Genomic DNA, 17,230 nt, shown 5'->3' with positions numbered 1-17,230 from the left:
GAACGTTTTATGATGGCGTAAATATACAGATTTTATTCGAAAAATATGCTATATTGGCCTATTTTAAAAAATTATGAATCAATAGTAAAGCGCCTTAGAGCCTGTTTTGTCCCTTTCTAAATACTCAAAATCATAAAACGTTCGTTTATTGATAGATAGATCGGATTGATTCTGTGGAAATTATATATAAAATATATTATTTCCTTTTATTCTATTCCTTGTTTTATAATTTTTCTAAAAAAACATTCAAGGAGGATTTAAAGTGATCTAATAGCCTGATTAATAGATTCAAATGAAGGATATGAAAGGGATAGTTCCGTGTATACCTTACCGATATCATTAACGTAATGGGCATCGGAAGAACGAATGAAAGCATAATTTTGAAGGTAATTGTTACCTTTTAAGAAAGCCTCTTTCGTCGTGTAAGGACTGAGTTCTAAGGCTTCTACCCGTAGGTCGGGAGGAACGAATCCCAATTGAGAAAGGATACTGAAACAGCTTTTATCGATGTGAGCGGGAATAAAGATACCTTCTAACCGATGTACTTCATGTTCGATATTTTCGATCGGCAGATCAAGGGCGGAAATGAGCAAACGTTTTTCTTCGTATAAAATTTGGTCGTCCCAATCGACGACCACCTGATAGCCGAATTTTTCCGGGTTGTTTTGAATAGAGGGGAGATGCCGGTCCAAAAAGAGTTGAAATTCGTCCAGTCGTTCCCGGTTTGGGAAAAAAGCTAAACAGTGTGCCTCTTCCCGGGTTGAGATTTCAACTCCCGCGAGAACGAATATTCCCTCCTTTTGGGCCTTTTCCTGGATGATGATGGCCTGTCTGGTAGAATTGTGATCGGTAATACCGATGATGTCCAATTTTTTTTGCTTGGCCATGGCAATAATATTCCGGGGACTCATATCCAGATCCCCGCAAGGGGATAGTACGGTGTGTATATGTAAATCGGCCCGGAATAACATGGGTTTCAGCCTTTAATGGTTTTGTAAAGTTCTCCCGTGATTTCAAAGGTTTCCAAAGATGTGGACAGGATCGGGATTCCCTCGGCATCGCTTTCTGCGGCAGTATCTTTCTCGGGGGTACGTCCTTTTACGAGAATAATGGCGGCAATCTCTTTTAAAGAGGCGATAGCCATAATGTTTTTATGAGTTTGAAGGGTAACCCATATGTCTCCTTCCCGGGCGTTGCCCATGACGTCGCTTAACAGATCGGATGTATATCCTCCTTTGATTTCGCGTTTTGTACCGGAAGCTCCACTGCAAAGAGTAAGGTTTAATTTTGATATAAGTTCTTGTACGGTCATGATTATATATACGATTGATTATGATTCAAATCTTTTCTTTCCCCAGGTTTTTTCTGAAATGTCGAGGGATTCTTCCGGGGTCATTAAATCTTCTTTACAAAGAATCTTTTGCATAAACACGCATTGGTTCAATTTGGCCTTTCCCTGAACGACATCGCGGGCGAGGGTTTGGCAGGAGGGAGCTCCGCAAGCTCCACAATCTATTTTAGGAATAAACTCCATGATTCGGTTGATCTTTTCCATTTTCTCCATGGCGACAAGCCTATTTTCGTCCAGCTTTTCTATGGAACGGGGGGGGATTTTACCCGTGAGAGACATGAGTTTGTATAAAAAAGATCCGTATTGCTGTACATCGTCAGGAGTGGTCCGGTTTTGCATCTCGCTTGATCTCATTCGTTTACGTAGACGTTCTATCGTTAAGAAACGATTGTTTATGACGAGAGCCCCTCCCGCGCAAGAGTGGTCGCAAGCCCGTAATTCAAGAAAATCGATGTCCGTGATTTCGTCGTTCTCTAATTTCTCGAGAATATCGATGACGTTGTGTATCTCGTCGATAGCGAGGCAACGTCCGTCGAAACGGGAGGCTTCACCTTCCGTGAGCGTCCAGGCGATGGCTTCCGGTGATAAATACGTTTGTTCCGGAACGGGAACAAGCGGTTGATTTTTGTGTTGAGTAATGCCTAATTGTATCTTATTGTATATAAAGTCGATATTGATAACTCCGTTTACGGCGGATCCCTCTTCTCCCACGGGAGATTTTACGGCAGCTATTTTGGCGGCACAGGGGGTAACGTAAAAAATTCCGATCTCCTCGTTAGGAATACCTTGATCGATTAGTTTCTGACGGGCATAGATCGCCGCCAAATCCATGGCTTGTTTTAAACGGACGATGTGTCCTATTAGCGAAGGAAACCTGACCTGAATCAACCGGACGACTGCCGGACAGAAACTGGATATGAACGGTCTCTGGTGGCTGTTGTTTTTCATGTAATCCCGGGTCGCCTCCGTCAGAATCCCGGACGTTTGTGCCACTTCAAGGACATAAGTAAAACCCATGTCATGTAATTCCGAGAAAATCTGTTCTTCAGTGATATCTTCTGAAAATTGTCCGAATAAGACGGTGGGAAGTAGTATGACCCGGTGTTTAAAGTTGAAAATTTGACTGAAATCATCCTGTTCCACGATAATCGCGTGTTGAGGACAGGATTTCAGACACATGCCACAATCTACGCAAGCTGCTTCGTGTATACTTGCTTTCCCATGCCTGATGCGTATCGCTTGCGTCGGGCACAGACTCATGCAGTGAGTACAGCCGATGCACGCTTGTGACGCAACTTTTAAGGCATGGTAGAAAGGTTCCATATTCAATTCGGAAGTTCTGTTTTAGTTTGAGAAATACGTGGTCATTGTTACTTTTGTTCCTTCGTTTACGTTAGATTCAATCTCCAGTTTATCGCAGTTTTTTTTCATGTTAGGCAAACCCATTCCTGCTCCGAATCCCATCTCTCGCACTTTCGGGGAAGCTGTCGAATAGCCTTCTTGCATGGCTAAGGATATATCGGGGATACCCGGTCCTTTGTCACTGATGATTACCTCGATGTATTCAGGATTAACGGCTACTTTCATCACTCCCTCGTAGGCATGAGCCACTACATTCACTTCTGCTTCGTACAGTGCGACAACAATGCGTTTGATCAGCATCGCATCTATGTTTAGTTGTTTGAGAATCTTTTTTACTTCACTCGAAGCTTGCCCCGCTTTGGAAAAATTTCCTCCTTCGATATTATAATTAAACTCCATTTTTTCGGATTAATAGATAGGTTCTAAACCGGCAACATATAATTCGCCGCATACTTTAAACATACTCTGTTTGCATTGGAGCAAAGCGATGTTACTCTCCTTGGCTAATTCGACCATTTCTGGAGTAACCTGCTTACCCCGGACAAAAAGGATAAAACAGATATCTGACATCTCTGCCGTCCGTATGACCTGAAGATTCGCCAATCCCGTAATAAGGATCATTTCACTGGTATCCAGACGCAGAACATCACTCATGAGATCAGCAGCGAAAGCATGCTTAATCATTTTATCGAGGTGATGATTTTCATATATCACCTCGGCTTGCAATAAAATAGCAATCTCTTTTAGGGTCATGGGCTTTTTTTATACGTTCCTAAAATAGTGAGAATATTTTAGAAAAACAAGCACCCGAATCAGAGCTTGGGGGAAATTATTCAAATGGTCAATGCCACGGAAAACAGAAAGTCGAAAAACATGGATTGTTTTTTGGTCTCGTAACCCGTTCTGAAACCTAAATTAACCGGGAATGGCAGACGGAAAAAATGGGAATCTACAGTCGCTTCGATTCCGTAGGAATAGAAAAATTTAGAACGTAACCTGTTTTTTTCTTTTCCCGCGTCGAAGAATACTCCTGCGGTCAGGCGTTTCATGTATAAGACCGGGCCTACATGCGCATCCGGATAACAAACGGGCATTTTGTAACCGGAATGAAGAGTGGATAATCGATGGCCTCTGAGTGTCATGCCCCTTGGAGAGAGGATTTCGTTGCTGAAGTAATTATTTGTGTTTGATTTCTCCTGATGCCCTAAATAAGCGTAAAATGAGTGATGCGGAACAAATCCCGGAAAATAGAACCTGCCTTCTCCCCACCAGGTATTTCCGTAATCTAAATTTTCAAAAGGAGTGTGAGCGAAACCGGCTTCTAACCGTTGCCCCCATCGCGGATTTATATCGCGTGCATTCATTCGGGTCTGATTGTAGAATATGATACCGTATTGCATGATTTGCAATGTCCTATCTGGGTTCTTAAATTGATAATCGTTGGGATGGGCGATTTGCCAGAGATTTTTTTTGAAGTCGTATACGGATCCGAATTCTTTTATTTTGTTTTGATGCAGGGTTTTTAATTCGTATTTCACGTAAGGGGTTAGTGTCCTGAGAACGTTTTTGATATTCAACGTAAATGGAAATTGTATGACCGTATTTAGTTGTGTGTATCGGTTGGTATTGTATATGAGAACGGTGTCTTGTTTGTGGGTGATCAGGTTCGTGGCGTTGTAATCTATGTTCGTCATATAATCGTCTTGTCTTCCGCTTTTGAATTCAACCTGAAAAACGGGCCAAAACCCTTTATAAGTAGCTTTGATTTGCCAGTTGCCGTGGGGATAGTCCCTTCCTCGCACGTAGCCTGCCGTAAGAAATAGTGTGCTTAATTTATTCTGGGAACTTACAGCAATGCCGAAATCGATATCCATGTCGTCTTTATCCGGGAAAATAGGTCCCCAGCTATGAAAATTGAACAAATGGAGAGCTTTGTTGTATTTTTTGCTTTTGTAAACGGAGTCTTGAGTGAATTTGAATTTCCAGTTTTCCAGACGGGTTAACTCTTCGGCTAATGGAAAACATTTGGAGCGGATATCCGTCTCCTCGAGCTGTTGTAAAGCTATTTTTCCGGGCTTGTATCCGTCTGCCGTATAAAACGAAAAGTAAAGCGTGTCTTTTTGTGGGGAAAGGGCGGGGTAACGGATTCCGAAACGACCGTTTAAGATGTTTCCTCCAAAGTGCAAAGAATCTTTTTGTCGGTAGAAGGAGTTATTACCGTTAAATGCTGCCCGGTAGAGGGTCTCTCCTTTCAGGTCGATCGGGTTGTCTAACTCGTAATTCGTTTCCGGTGTGACGGATTCTCTCTTTCCGTTTTTCAGGTCAATCCGTTCTAACCTCTTTCCGGAAGGGGAAACGACAACCGTTAAGATATACTTCTTGCCGTCGAAGGAGGGATGAACGAAAAGTTCATGTTCTTTGCCTTTCAGACGGAAAAGCTCTTTTTTAAATGTATGGTCCGTGATAACAATCGAAGCCTGGTTTTCCTTATTTACTTCCACGAATCCCCAGTTTTTGCCGACGGCAAAAGGTGCGAACCGGTTGAAAGATGCCGGATGTCTCGTGTATTTCCGTTTTTGCATGTCGAAACTGGCTAAGACCATTTTTCCTCCGTGTTGCCAGCGAAGATTGGGTTTATATTCCGACCATACCAATTTATGTTGATTGTAGGCGAATTTGCAATCATACAGTACTCCCGGACGTATGAGAATCGATTCTTCTCCTGACTTCAATCGAACGAAAGCTCCTGCTTGATTCAACCCTTGTTTGTAGGCGATGATTTCCCCTTGTCCCGCGGGGGTAGGATAGTGATAGTTGGCATAAACCGGATTCCGGGTGGCAAGCGTATCGAAGTGATTCTGTGTGCTATCGGCTTCTCGCTTCCATAGCTGTTGCAATTCGCTGAAATTATCCCGGTAAAGGGTACGTTTGGCATCGCAATGGGTATTTGCCTGCTTTACACTGTCCGGGTCGACGAAGAAAGAACGGAAACGGGGAAGAGCCCATAGAGAGTCCCTCTTCTGTTTTAGCGTTATTTTCAAACTTCTGGCAAACGGGGTAATTCCATACGGACGTTTCCCGACTCTCGCGAGAGCATCTTGCCAGATGGCGTTTCCGTAATGTACCCGACTGTTTCCGGCCATAAAGTATCCCATAGTGTAACGATCCGGAACGAAATCCCGCAATGAACCCAATACGGCTTTATCATAAGAGTAAAGTCCCTTTTCTACGATCTGTGCTTTCATTTCATTTAAAAATTCCGGGGAGCGTCCTCTTCCGTTCGTTCCGATGGAGGTCTCGAAATCGGTAGCGTCTCCTTCGAGGTACCACATCGGGATATAAAGTCCGATGATGGCCATTGTCATTTGTTCCCCGAAAATATAATAGAGTACTTTGCTGAAACCTTGATTTACCTTATCGTATTGTATGACGTGACGAAATTCATGTACGCAAAGATGTTCCAACCAGGTGTCGTCGGAACTTTGCGGGGGAGTTGTGTACAGTTCGCTCTTTTTGGGAGCCCATCCCGCGTTTCCGTTTGATATACCTCCGTTGGCCCGTACGATCATGGATATTTTTTTGGCTTTTATACCTAACGAGTTACCGTGTGCGTATAGTTTGGCATATATATTGGCTATATATTGAGCTTGTTCTTCGAAAAAATCGGGATATATAATTTGAAACTCATCCGTTTTAATTTGACGCCAGCGGGTGAAACAGGGATCTTGCCCTAAATCGACAAATTGGGCTTTGACCGTCGACAGGGGTAAAGTGGAAAGCAGAAGTACTGCGATACGAATAAATAGGGGCTTAAAATCAAGATGATATCTCATGTTTGTAAATTTCAACCGGTTTGTAAACGATACAGATGCGCTAAAATATATTTTTATTTTAATATTTTCTACATCTATATAAATTATCTTTGTGAACGAACTTACGTACAATAGGTTTGTAGGGTTCGGGGCATTGGGGGAGGATAAATTGATAAAATGAGAATCAAGGTTGGTTGTTTCGTAGAATGGATGGTAACGGAGGAATTATGGAGAATATAGAAAAAGAAAGAATAGCAGAGTTGAGGAAACTGTTGGAGTATTATAATTATCTCTATTATGTAAAAAATGCTCCTCGGATTTCAGACATGGAATTCGATAAATATATGCACGAATTGGAGGCTTTGGAGGATAAGCATCCGGAATGGTACGATCCGAATTCTCCGACCCAACGCGTGGGAAACGATTCCACGAATGAGTTTGTGCAAGTATCGCATAGATACGGTATGATGTCTCTTGCCAATACCTATAGTGAACAAGAGATACGGGATTTTGACGAGAGAGTTCGTAAAGGACTTGGAAATGAAGAGGTGGAGTACGTGTGTGAGTTGAAATACGATGGTACTTCCATCAGCTTGCGCTATGAAGACGGGAATTTGAAGGTTGCCGTTACACGCGGGGACGGGGAGAAAGGAGATGATGTAACGGCGAATGTGCGTACGATTCGTACGATTCCGTTACGTTTGCAGGGAGATGATTACCCGGAAGAGTTTGAGATACGGGGGGAGATATTGATGCCGTTTACTGTTTTCAACCGTTTGAACGAAGAGCGGGCGGAGGCGGGGGAGGCCTTATTTGCCAACCCGCGAAATGCGGCTGCCGGAACTTTGAAATTACAAAATTCTTCCATCGTGGCGAAACGTCAATTGGATTGTTATCTGTACTATATACCCGGGGACGATACGCCCGCTCCGACGCATTATGGTAATTTGCAGAAGGCCAAAGAATGGGGATTTAAAATTCCCGCGAATATAGAGATTTGTCGGGATGTGGACGAGATTTTGGGTTTTATCAGGAGATGGGACGAGGGGCGTAAAACCTTACCGGTACCTATAGACGGAATCGTGATAAAAGTAAATAGTATTCGTCAGCAGTTGCAACTGGGATATACGGCAAAGTCTCCTCGTTGGGCCATTGCTTTCAAATACAAGGCGGAGCGTGTAGAAACCCGGTTAATAGATGTAGTATACCAGGTGGGGCGTACCGGTTCCATTACGCCGGTAGCTAATTTGGCCCCGGTACATATTGCCGGAACGACGGTAAAGAGGGCTTCTTTGCATAACGAGGATATTATACGGGAACTGGATCTGCACCTTCATGATTGGGTTTACGTGGAAAAAGGAGGAGAGATCATACCTAAAATAGTGGGGGTGGATAAGGCCAAACGAGAGGTGGATGCTCCTGTTATTCAATTTATTACTCGTTGTCCGGAATGCGGTACGGAGTTAATAAGACACGAGGGGGAAGCCAATCACTACTGTCCGAACGAAGATCATTGTCCTCCTCAAATAGCTGGAAAAATTGAGCATTTTGTGAGTCGTAAAGCGATGGATATCGAGGGAATGGGGGGAGAGACCATCGATCTGCTATTGAGTAAGGGATGGATTAGGGACGTTTCGGACATCTATGAGTTGCCGGCTCACCGGCAAGAGTTGATCGGAATGGAAAAAATCATTTATCCTGAAAGCTATGTGATGAATAGTATTCCTTTATCCAAGGTTATTTATGCATTTGAAATAGGAATAAAAAACATATCGGTAAAAAACGCGGAGGCTTTGGCGGAGCATTTCGGTAGCTTAAAGGCATATAGCGAAGCATCCGGAGAAGAATTACTGGCGATTGAGAAATTGCAGTTTACCGGCGATCGGAGAAAGAACGTAAATAAGATCGTGGATTATTTTCGTTTGCCTTTTAACGAAATGTTAGAGCGATTGAAAGAGGCGGGAGAGGTGGACATGATTCCTTTGAATCAGGTGATTTATGCCTTGGGTATTCCGGGTGTCGATCGTCACAAGGCAGACTGGCTGGCTGTCGAATTTGATTATCTCTATCGTTTGGCGGTAGCTTCGGAGAAGGAGATTGCGACGGTAGAGGGAATAAGTGAGGAGGAGGCTTTACGGATATATTTGTTCCTGCGGGGGAAAGAAAAATTCATTCGTAAATTGAATACTTTAAGAGTTTATCGCTTGCAGGAGAAATCGGTGGATAATTTGATTGCCGGGATTGAGAAATCGAAAGAGGCGGATTTGCCTGATTTTATTAATGCATTGGGGATTCGTTATATAGGTGAAAGTGCTTCCCGGAATTTGGCTCGTCATTTTAAATCATTGCAGGCGATCATGGATGCCTCTTACGAGCAGTTGATAGAGGTCGAGGATATCGGGGAACAGATGGCCCGGAGCGTGCAACGTTATTTCGAAAAACCGGGAAATAGGGAGATGATGGCCCGTTTCCTTCAACGGGGCATACGGGGAGAGATGCGTGAAGAAGAGGGCGAGAGCGATGTCTTTGCCGGAATGACTTTTGTGATCACGGGTACTCTTTCTTTACCAAGGGAACATTTCAAGGCTTTGATCTTAAAGGCGGGTGGAAAAGTAAGTGATTCAGTATCTTCGAAGACCACTTATCTCTTGGCCGGAGAGAATGCCGGAAGCAAATTGAAAAAAGCGGAGAAATTAAATGTAACCATTTTGTCTGAAGAAGAGTTTAATAAGATAATAAAAAGTGAATAATGAGAGATGCATGATATTTCTGGTATAAAAGTATTATCTTTACGTTAGATTAAAAAAAGTCGGGAAACGACAAGAATTATGGGAAGAGAAGAAACAAGACGATTGAAACAGATAATGACCTCTGCAGGAGAAGAAGCAAGACGATTGGGCAACTCGAAGATTTACCCGGAGCACTTGTTTTTAGGTTTGTTGAGGTTGAGAAGTGGTCGGGCGATTGATATATTAATATCTTTGGGGTTGGATTTTTACGAGGTGAAGGATAAGATAGAACAACGGCTCGGGGGAAAACGTTATAAATCGGAAAATGTAACCGATATTGATTTTACACTTGCGGCTAATAGCGTATTGAAGCGGGTTGTGGAAGAGGCGTGGGATTTGGGTGACGAAGAGTTGGAATCCGAGCATGTGGTATTGGCCATTTTAAGGAATCAAGCGGGATTTGTGACCAAATTGTTCAAGAGCATGGATATTGATTATGACATTTTTAAGGAAGCTGTCTTAAAAGAGAAAATGCGCATGCAATCAGATTATAACGAAGAGGGGGATGATTCGGAAGATTCCGAAGATGATTCTTCCATGTATAATCCCTATCGTCAAGGAGGGACGGCATCCGTGAAATCGGATACTCCTGTGCTGGATAATTTCGGAATCGATATTACCAAGGCGGCGGAAGAGGGAACGTTGGACCCGATCGTGGGACGTGATCGGGAGATCGAACGTTTGGCCCAGATATTGAGTCGCCGGAAGAAAAATAACCCCGTGTTAATCGGAGATCCGGGGGTCGGAAAATCGGCTATCGCGGAAGGTTTGGCTATTCGGATCGTACAACGGAAGGTCTCCCGGGTATTGTTTGACAAGAGAGTGATCGCCTTGGACATCGCTTCGATTGTCGCCGGTACGAAATACCGCGGACAGTTCGAGGAACGGATGAAAGCCATATTGGCGGAGTTAGCCAAAAATAGAAATATTATTCTGTTTATTGATGAGATTCATACCATAGTGGGGGCCGGAGGTTCTGGAGGAAATTTGGATGCAGCCAATATGTTGAAACCGGCGTTAGCCAGAGGAGAGATCCAATGTATAGGAGCTACGACGTTAGATGAATACCGACAGAATATCGAGAAAGACGGGGCTTTGGAACGTCGTTTCCAGAAGGTATTGGTCGAGGCGACTTCATTTGATGAAACCGTGGAGATTTTGAATAATATAAAATCCCGTTACGAGGATCATCATAATGTTCGTTACACGGATGAAGCGATAAAGGCTTGCGTGAAATTGACGACCCGTTACATATCCGATCGGGCATTGCCGGATAAAGCGATAGATGCTATGGACGAGGCTGGATCGAGGGTACATATTGCCAATATTAATGTTCCGCCGATTATAGAAGAGTTGGAGACCTCGATTGAAGAGGTGAAGGAGAAGAAAAAAGAGGCGGTAAAACAACAGAATTTCGAAGTTGCCGCTGCTTTCCGGGATAAGGAGAGACAGTTGTTGAAGTTGTTGGAGGATGAAAAAAATAAATGGCAGCAGGAATTGGATGAAAACCGGATTACGGTAACGGAAGAGGATGTGGCCGAGGTTGTGGCTATGATGACGGGGGTACCCGTGAAACGGATAGCCAAGACGGAGGGCATGAAATTACTGCAGATGCATGACGAATTATGCGAGAGTGTTGTGGGGCAACGGGAGGCTATTGAGAAGATCGTGAAAGCGATTCATCGGAATCGGGCCGGATTGAAAGATCCGAATCGTCCGATAGGTTCGTTTATCTTTTTAGGTCCAACCGGAGTGGGTAAAACGCAGTTGGCTAAAGTACTTGCCCGCTATCTGTTTGACTCGGAAGACGCGTTGATTCGTATCGATATGAGTGAGTACATGGAGAAATTTGCCGTATCTCGTCTTGTCGGGGCTCCTCCGGGTTATGTCGGCTACGAGGAAGGCGGACAGTTAACGGAGAAAGTACGTCGCAAGCCTTATTCTGTCGTGTTGTTGGATGAGATTGAAAAAGCTCATCCTGACGTGTTCAATATCCTATTGCAATTGTTGGATGACGGGCAGTTGACCGATAGTTTGGGACGTAAGGTCGATTTTAAGAATACGATCGTAATTATGACCTCCAATATAGGTAGTCGCCAATTGAAAGATTTTGGTCGCGGCATCGGTTTCGGATCGCAGGATCGGACCGGGGATAGCGATTACGCGAGGGGGGTAGTGCAAAAGGCTTTGAAGAATGCTTTCTCTCCGGAATTTTTAAATCGTATCGATGATATAATCATGTTTAACTCCTTGTCGAAAGAAGATATCTATAAAATAATAGATATCGAACTGAAAGGCTTGTTCAAGCGGGTGGGCGATCTCGGTTTGAAGATTTCCATTTCTAATGAAGCGAAAGATTTTATTACTGAGAAAGGTTTTGATCCGCAATACGGGGCACGGCCGTTGAAACGGGCGATACAAAAGTATTTGGAAGATGAGTTGGCGGAAGTCATTATTAAAGGAATTCCGGAAGGGAGCGAACTTCAGGTGGATTACGATAAGGAAAATGATAAAATTATTATAAATGAAAAAGAGGCTTGAAAAAGCCTCTTTTTCATTGGACGGTTTAATGTTTATTTTTTTAGTATTTTCTGTACGGCTTTTACCATGGGCTCTACACTTAAATCGTGACCGGTAGCTTGTAACATCCATTCGTTGGGTGTGAGGCGCCCGAGTCTGAAAATACGGTCTACTTCCTGGGAAAAGGTTTTTCCGTTCAGGTAATCCTCTAACTGGAATTCTATGATTTGTCCGAAAGCGTATGCCGATAAGTAGAGGGGGTAGCTGATCATATGAGAATAGATGGCTAAGATCGTTTCGTCTTTCTTTCCGAATACCGGAGCGTAATAAGTGTTCCATATCTCTTTTGATAGAGAGATAACGGCATCTCTCAATTCGGATGCCGTAGCGTCCGGATGAGCGTACATCCATTCCCAAGTTGCGATATCCAACATCGAAACTCCCATGATCTCGTACAAGCTCCAGAATTTGTCCAAAACGTCCATCTCTTCTTTTTCCGGGTTATTGTCTTCGATTCCTAATAATTGAAGATCCCGTTTTTGAAAAATGAAGGCAAGGGCTTCTGTGAAGGCGGTATTGGGAACACCGCTCATCATGAAGTTGTCTACGTCGTACATGGAGATCGTTTGTTCCACGTTGTGTCCGAATTCGTGGACGGCAATGTTATATCCTTTGTAATCCATTCCTTTTGCCGGAATACGGGTGCGGAGGTGTGATCGTTGTCCTTTCATGGCTGCTCCCCAGGCATGACCGGAACCTCTCGCTGCATCGACAGCTATTTTATCGCAAATATAGTTAGCCCTTTCGGGAGTGAATCCCAATTGGACGAGGATATCGGGTAGTCCGGTCTTAAATGCCGCGGCATCCGGGTAAAGTTGTCGGGTTTGGGCGTCTAATTTGGTCTCATCCAGGCTGCTTCTTGCCTTAAATCCGTCGTACCAGATGTCATAAGCCTCTAATTTGCGTCCGAGGCGTTTGGATATGATTTTTCCTACGGCCTTTAATTCCGGTGCGGTTAGAAACTGGGTAAACAGAGTTTTAACATCGTTAAGAGAGATCTCCATCTCCCCGGAGAATTTTCGTTCTATGAAATTTTTGCCCGTGTAGGGATCTATGGCTTTTACGGCATGAAAATTATTTAGCATACGCCGGTAGCGTTCCGTGGCCTCGGGGATTACGGAGACTGGCTCCCCCTTTGAAGAGATGGTATTGGAATAAGGATTCCAATCGTACGCTCCGGAGTTGATGACTTGTGTCGGAATCTCTTGCGTAATGATTCTCTTCATGACTTCGTATACGGTACGTTGTTTATCCAATCCCTCTTTTCCTTTGTTATAGTTTGCTTTAATTTCATCCCGAAGGTTCCAGTGTGAGAGTAGAATCTTATCATCCGGAAATAGTTTTTTCCCTTTGGCGTTCGACACGTGTCCCATGTATATGTTATAATCGGATATGTAAACGTCTGCATCGCTCTCCGATTTTACTTGGGCTTGGATTAATTCGGAAGGCACCCTGGAGGTGAAAATATCTCCTAAACGAGCGTAGGCCCAAGCCTGTCGATCTGTCCCGATTGTCTCTTTCACTTTTAAAGGAACTTCCGGAAAATTCAACGCGATGATAAACCCGATTTTATTCGCGTAAAAATCATTGATCAAGTGAGAGCCGGGACTATAAGCACCGAACAGGGGATCTATTTCGTCTAAAGGTCCGTTATCTTGATGAAGATTCAATTGTAATTGTAGCGTTATTTCATTGAAATGTCCCCACAAAGCTTCAAAATAATTACTGATCTTTTCAAAAACCCGTTGTTTCGTTACGGGATCCGTAAGGTAATTTTTGATACAAAAAGATTGGAAATCGTTAGTATTTCCGTCATCTGATTGCCATAGGCGAGCTACTTGTCTTACTCCTGCTTCTACGAGTTGTTTATCCGTACCTCCCTTTGCTTGTATGGCCGTGACGGTTGTCTGAATGGTTTCTTCCGGTATGGAAGCACGAGTTGTTAAACCGACGAATAAACATACCATAAATAATGAATGCTTAAGGATTTTTTTGTTCATGGTGTAAAGATATGACGTGTAAAAATAAAAATAGGAAGCTGTCGAGTCCGAACAGCTTCCTGTTTTTTTAATTGTTATCGATTAAGTAATTGGAAATAAACGACATCTTCCCATTCGTTACCTCTGCGAAGCCAGTCTTTGCGATATCCCGTTTGTACGAAACCTAATTTTTCAAAAAGCTTCCGGCTACCAACGTTGCCGCTGGGAACACTGCTGTACACCTGATTGAGGCCTAATGTTTCAAAGCAGTAATCGAGCATTAAACGGATGGCCGATGTCGCGTAACCTTTTTTCCGGTATTCGCTGTTGTGAATCATTACTCCGATTCCAGCCCGTTGATGATAAGGATCAAAATCGTATAGGTCGATTAATCCCACTGGGGTTGCCGGATCTATAAGTTCAACCATGAGACGGAGTTGCTTGGTCGTGTAAATGTCCAGATGAGAACTTTCGATGTATTTTTTTAGCGTAAATAGAGAAAAAGGGGTTAACGTGTCGCTTACTTCCCACAAGTCCATATCGTTCTCCCATTTATAAAGGCATTCCAAATCTTCTGGTTCCAATGGCCTTAGTCGAATTGTTTCGTCATTGATCATAAGTTGATGATTTTATAAATTTATTTTAATCTATCTTTTCTATCAGCATCCAAATATACTATTTTCCTCCTTTCCTCTATGTTAATTTTGAAATTAATCTAAGGGATTCAAAAAAATAAATTAAATTTGAAAACCCATTGAATAGATTTTGGAATGCTGTAGGAACTATGGATTATAATTTACTGAGTGTCATCGGGGCAACCGCAACGGGAAAGACCGCGTTAGCCGTCAGGCTGGCCGCAGAGTTGAACGGAGAGATTATTTCGGCCGATTCGCGGCAGATATACCGGGGTATGGATATCGGTACGGGTAAGGATTTGTCCGAATACGAATACGAGGGACACCCCGTACCCTATCATTTAATGGATATTGCAGATGCGGGTTACCGGTATAACCTTTTTGAATACCAGCAGGATTTTTTGAAAGTATGGGAAGATTGCAAAAGAAGGGAAGTATTTCCTGTATTATGTGGAGGGAGCGGATTGTATGTGGAGTCCATATTGAAAGCTTATCGGATGACTCCGGTGCCCGAAAATACGGAATTAAGGGCTCGCTTAGCTTCTAAGTCGTTGGCTGAATTGGCGGAAATATTAGCTTCTTATAAAACATTGCATAACACGACGGATACGGATACGGTAAAACGGGCGATTCGGGGTATCGAGATTGCCGAATATTACCTTACGCATGAACCGGAAGAGGGGGCATTCCCTGAAATACGATCTTTGATTGTAGGAATTTTGTTTGATCGGGAGAAACGGAGACAACGAATAACCGAACGGTTACAGGCTCGTTTGAAAAGCGGGATGGTAGAGGAGGTGAAAGGATTGTTAGATGGAGGAATTAATCCGGAGGATTTGATCTATTATGGTTTGGAATACAAATATATAACTCTGTATTTGACAGGATGTTTGAAATACGATGAAATGGTCGAAAAGTTGAATATAGCCATTCACCAATTTGCCAAGAGACAAATGACCTGGTTTCGGAAAATGGAACGAGACGGCTTTGATATCAAGTGGTTGAACGGAGATATGCCGTTGGATGAAAAAGTAGATCAGGTAAAATCCTGGCTTAAGGAGACGTGATCAATCATGTCCGTCGCATCCGCAATGATGATGTTCCTCTTCGTCATCGTCCTCTTTCGAGGAATCAAGCATCTCTTCCAAATGGAGAAGTACACCCTCTAACAGAAAAGCTTTGTCGTCGTCTGCCGGTAATGCTTTTATCCGTTCGATAGCTTCTTTTATTTTTACTTCGGATAGGTTGTCCGATAGATTTTCGATGACGGTTGATGCTTCCAGGGCTGAAATAAAGTCATCTTTCAAAAGAATATCCAAAAATATATCCATGTATTCAGAAAAGTCAATGGCCGATTCCCAGCATATGCGTAGTAGATTCGGTTTTTCGGAATTATTTGCAGCCTGAATCAGTTTTTCCATCAGGATGGTTTTGAATCCCGAATCTTTAATATCGGAGAGGAGAGAAGTGATATGGGTGATAATGACAGGCTCTTTGCATTGCAGTAAAATGTCCAATAGTTCCGGAACGATGGACAGATCTCCTTCCGTTTTGATCTGTTCTATCGCTTCCGTTACTAAGTCGATATCATTACTCCCTAATTTCTTGAGAATATCTTGTTTGTTTTCCATGGTCTTGTTGAATTAAAACTTCTTCTTTTATGTGAAAATGAAGAATAGGCAAAGATAGTGATCATTTGCGGGAATTTTTTGCCCTCGGATGGAAATTTATGATGGTATCCCTTAAAAAAGTATTGTCCAGGTGGGTATAAATTTCCGTGGTAAGAATAGATTCGTGTCCCAGCATATCCTGAACGGCCCGTATGTCGGCTCCTCCGTTTACAAGATGTGAGGCAAACGAGTGTCGGAGGGTATGCGGAGAGACGGTTTTATTGATACCTGCTTTTAAGGCTAATTCCTTTATGATATTGAATACCATTACTCTCGAAAGAGCTTTTCCTTTTTTATTTAGGAAAAGGACGTCTTCATACCCTTTGGCTTTAGGAATGGCGGCCCTGTGCGTTTTCGTGTATATTCGTATTTCGTCTTTCGCTTTATTGTTTAAAGGCACTAAACGTTCTTTATTGCCTTTTCCTTCAATTTTAATGTAGCCCACTCTGAAATTGATATTGGAAAGTTTCAGGTTTACCAGTTCCGATACGCGTAGTCCGCAAGAGTACAGCGTCTCTATGATAGCTTTATTGCGTTGTCCTTCCGGCTTCTTCAGGTTTACCGCATCAATCATGGCCTCGATCTCCTCTACGCTCAATACCGACGGTAATGCTTTCCCTATTTTCGGAGTATCTAAAGAGGCTGCGGGGTTAACGGTAATCACTTCATCGTAAACCATAAATTTAAAAAAGGATTTTATGCTGGAAATACTTCTGGCTTGACTTCTGGCTGTGATACCGGAATCTTTTAATCGGGATAAATGGTTGTTAAGGATAGCATATGTGATCTCTTCGGGTTGAAGTTGCGGTTCTGATTGTAAACTGAATGCGGCTAACTTTTTTATATCGTTCAGGTAAGCTTCTACAGAATTGCTTGAAAGAGATTTTTCTAAAGTTAAGTACGTTTTAAAATTATCTATCGCTTCATTCCAGGTCATCATGTTTGTGAATTAAGTATTATCAGTTTATATACCCTATATATCCCTACCTTCAATTCAATGAAGGTAACACAGAGGGATAAACATGGGAAATTCGATGGCTAAAGATAAGTGA

General features: G+C 42.9%; 13 protein-coding genes and 1 pseudogene. 4 read left to right on the top strand and 10 right to left on the bottom strand.

The window, feature by feature from the left end:
- Window positions 1–257 precede the first annotated feature (257 nt).
- The 6 genes from PGR74_RS11630 to PGR74_RS11605 form a co-directional block, all read right to left on the bottom strand.
- On the bottom strand, window positions 258–971 hold the full coding sequence (locus tag PGR74_RS11630; RefSeq protein ID WP_041502294.1) for a PHP domain-containing protein: 714 nt from the start codon (window positions 969–971) through the stop codon (window positions 258–260).
- Between the two features lie 5 nt (window positions 972–976).
- A complete protein-coding gene (locus PGR74_RS11625; RefSeq protein WP_041502293.1) occupies window positions 977–1,312 on the bottom strand; it encodes a DRTGG domain-containing protein in 336 nt (111 codons plus the stop codon).
- An 18-nt stretch (window positions 1,313–1,330) separates the two neighbouring features.
- Window positions 1,331–2,674, bottom strand: coding sequence for a [Fe-Fe] hydrogenase large subunit C-terminal domain-containing protein (locus PGR74_RS11620; protein WP_041504811.1), 1,344 nt, complete (start codon window positions 2,672–2,674; stop codon window positions 1,331–1,333).
- Window positions 2,675–2,695: 21 nt separating this feature from the next.
- On the bottom strand, window positions 2,696–3,112 hold the full coding sequence (locus PGR74_RS11615; RefSeq protein WP_041502291.1) for an ATP-binding protein: 417 nt from the start codon (window positions 3,110–3,112) through the stop codon (window positions 2,696–2,698).
- 9 nt (window positions 3,113–3,121) lie between these two features.
- Entirely contained in the window at window positions 3,122–3,466 is a 345-nt protein-coding gene (locus PGR74_RS11610; protein WP_041502290.1) for a DRTGG domain-containing protein, read from the bottom strand.
- A gap of 80 nt (window positions 3,467–3,546) precedes the next feature.
- Complete coding sequence (locus tag PGR74_RS11605) at window positions 3,547–6,546, bottom strand: hypothetical protein (RefSeq protein WP_041504812.1); 3,000 nt, start codon at window positions 6,544–6,546, stop codon at window positions 3,547–3,549.
- 206 nt (window positions 6,547–6,752) lie between these two features.
- Here PGR74_RS11605 and ligA point away from each other — a divergent pair.
- The 3 genes and pseudogenes from ligA to PGR74_RS11595 all read left to right on the top strand — a co-directional run.
- A pseudogene (ligA, locus tag PGR74_RS11600) lies at window positions 6,753–8,477 on the top strand (NAD-dependent DNA ligase LigA); the annotation flags it as partial.
- Window positions 8,463–9,275 (top strand): helix-hairpin-helix domain-containing protein, encoded by an 813-nt coding sequence (locus tag PGR74_RS14150; protein WP_438829967.1) that lies wholly within the window; start codon window positions 8,463–8,465, stop codon window positions 9,273–9,275. The pseudogene ligA and the gene PGR74_RS14150, both read left to right, overlap by 15 nt.
- Window positions 9,276–9,353: 78 nt before the next feature.
- Window positions 9,354–11,855 (top strand): ATP-dependent Clp protease ATP-binding subunit, encoded by a 2,502-nt coding sequence (locus PGR74_RS11595; protein ID WP_041502288.1) that lies wholly within the window; start codon window positions 9,354–9,356, stop codon window positions 11,853–11,855.
- A gap of 32 nt (window positions 11,856–11,887) precedes the next feature.
- On the opposite strand, the gene PGR74_RS11590 is transcribed toward PGR74_RS11595, so the two are convergent.
- Complete coding sequence (locus PGR74_RS11590) at window positions 11,888–13,861, bottom strand: hypothetical protein (protein WP_235375030.1); 1,974 nt, start codon at window positions 13,859–13,861, stop codon at window positions 11,888–11,890.
- 107 nt (window positions 13,862–13,968) lie between these two features.
- The gene (locus PGR74_RS11585) at window positions 13,969–14,490 is read right to left on the bottom strand and encodes a GNAT family N-acetyltransferase (RefSeq protein ID WP_041502286.1); all 522 of its coding nucleotides are present in this window, start codon (window positions 14,488–14,490) and stop codon (window positions 13,969–13,971) included.
- 167 nt (window positions 14,491–14,657) lie between these two features.
- Between PGR74_RS11585 and miaA the strand changes: the two genes are divergently transcribed.
- A complete protein-coding gene (miaA, locus tag PGR74_RS11580) occupies window positions 14,658–15,575 on the top strand; it encodes a tRNA (adenosine(37)-N6)-dimethylallyltransferase MiaA (RefSeq protein WP_041502285.1) in 918 nt (305 codons plus the stop codon).
- Here the strand turns inward: miaA and PGR74_RS11575 are convergent, their stop codons facing one another.
- Both PGR74_RS11575 and xerD read right to left on the bottom strand, forming a co-directional pair.
- The gene (locus tag PGR74_RS11575) at window positions 15,576–16,139 is read right to left on the bottom strand and encodes a hypothetical protein (protein WP_041502284.1); all 564 of its coding nucleotides are present in this window, start codon (window positions 16,137–16,139) and stop codon (window positions 15,576–15,578) included.
- A gap of 61 nt (window positions 16,140–16,200) precedes the next feature.
- Window positions 16,201–17,115, bottom strand: a complete 915-nt coding sequence (xerD, locus tag PGR74_RS11570; protein ID WP_041504847.1) for a site-specific tyrosine recombinase XerD — start codon at window positions 17,113–17,115, stop codon at window positions 16,201–16,203.
- Between the last annotated feature and the right edge of the window lie 115 nt (window positions 17,116–17,230).

The sequence above is a fragment of the Sanguibacteroides sp. AM78-02pH3A genome, from assembly GCF_027666085.1.
Classification (GTDB): Bacteria; Bacteroidota; Bacteroidia; order Bacteroidales; family Marinifilaceae; genus Gabonibacter; species Gabonibacter massiliensis.
This window is presented reverse-complemented; position numbering and strand designations above follow the sequence as displayed.

Bases quoted from the DNA above. Each gene is read 5' to 3' on its own strand.
- PGR74_RS11630 (WP_041502294.1), bottom strand. From the start codon at position 971: ATGTTATTCCGGGCCGATTTACATATACACACCGTACTATCCCCTTGC.
- PGR74_RS11625 (WP_041502293.1), bottom strand. From the start codon at position 1,312: ATGACCGTACAAGAACTTATATCAAAATTAAACCTTACTCTTTGCAGT.
- PGR74_RS11620 (WP_041504811.1), bottom strand. From the start codon at position 2,674: ATGGAACCTTTCTACCATGCCTTAAAAGTTGCGTCACAAGCGTGCATC.
- PGR74_RS11615 (WP_041502291.1), bottom strand. From the start codon at position 3,112: ATGGAGTTTAATTATAATATCGAAGGAGGAAATTTTTCCAAAGCGGGG.
- PGR74_RS11610 (WP_041502290.1), bottom strand. From the start codon at position 3,466: ATGACCCTAAAAGAGATTGCTATTTTATTGCAAGCCGAGGTGATATAT.
- PGR74_RS11605 (WP_041504812.1), bottom strand. From the start codon at position 6,546: ATGAGATATCATCTTGATTTTAAGCCCCTATTTATTCGTATCGCAGTA.
- PGR74_RS14150 (WP_438829967.1), top strand. From the start codon at position 8,463: ATGTTAGAGCGATTGAAAGAGGCGGGAGAGGTGGACATGATTCCTTTG.
- PGR74_RS11595 (WP_041502288.1), top strand. From the start codon at position 9,354: ATGGGAAGAGAAGAAACAAGACGATTGAAACAGATAATGACCTCTGCA.
- PGR74_RS11590 (WP_235375030.1), bottom strand. From the start codon at position 13,861: ATGGTATGTTTATTCGTCGGTTTAACAACTCGTGCTTCCATACCGGAA.
- PGR74_RS11585 (WP_041502286.1), bottom strand. From the start codon at position 14,490: ATGATCAATGACGAAACAATTCGACTAAGGCCATTGGAACCAGAAGAT.
- miaA (WP_041502285.1), top strand. From the start codon at position 14,658: ATGGATTATAATTTACTGAGTGTCATCGGGGCAACCGCAACGGGAAAG.
- PGR74_RS11575 (WP_041502284.1), bottom strand. From the start codon at position 16,139: ATGGAAAACAAACAAGATATTCTCAAGAAATTAGGGAGTAATGATATC.
- xerD (WP_041504847.1), bottom strand. From the start codon at position 17,115: ATGACCTGGAATGAAGCGATAGATAATTTTAAAACGTACTTAACTTTA.